The 567-nt window shown below is 50.4% G+C and carries 2 protein-coding genes; both read left to right on the top strand.

What is annotated here, in order from left to right; all coding sequences use genetic code 11:
• Positions 1-234, top strand: a 234-nt coding sequence (locus CLFS41_RS26360; RefSeq protein WP_045094044.1) for a phage holin family protein, incomplete at its 5' end; no start/stop codon positions are given.
• Positions 235-252: 18 nt separating this feature from the next.
• Positions 253-510, top strand: coding sequence for a hypothetical protein (locus CLFS41_RS26355; protein WP_045094043.1), 258 nt, complete (start codon positions 253-255; stop codon positions 508-510).
• Positions 511-567 lie beyond the last annotated feature (57 nt).

The following is a 567-nucleotide window of genomic DNA, read 5'->3' as shown; positions in this document are numbered from 1 at the left end:
GTATCCTTTTTGATGCCGAAATTATTTATTGGTCTGGGACATGACATTCTGGGACTTAATCTGGACTTCCTGCTGCTTTTGGGATGGTTCACCCTGGCGTGTCTCCTGGTCAATGAGATCCGCAGCATCCTGGAGAACCTGGTGGAATGTGGTTACAACGTGCCAGCCTTTTTAATTAAGGGCCTGGCTGTAACAGAGAAACTTATTAATGCAGAGACCGAGAAGGTCAACTAAGAAAGAGAGGTATATATTATGGCAGTATTAAGGAAGAATGCAGCAGACAAGAGGACAGAGGAACAGAGAAGAAATGACGCAGCGCAGAAGGCCAGGCCCAAGGGCACCCAGGACACCACCTATGTAACAACTGGGCCAACAACCGGTAAAGCTGATGAGCGTGACGACAAGCCGTCTCCTCCAGCGCAGGAGGATGTGCCGGTGACAGTGGTACCGTCTAAGCCTGCCGGCGGGATCATGGATGATGTGGACCATGGACCGGGAGTTAAGCGGTAACCGGCAGAAAGGCAATGCTATGAGGACACTAAGATTTAGAGTATCCGGCCAGGAGTT

Origin of the sequence: Clostridium sp. FS41 (assembly GCF_000954015.1) — a bacterium.
In the GTDB taxonomy this organism is placed as follows: domain Bacteria; phylum Bacillota; class Clostridia; order Lachnospirales; family Lachnospiraceae; genus Enterocloster; species Enterocloster citroniae.
This window is presented reverse-complemented; position numbering and strand designations above follow the sequence as displayed.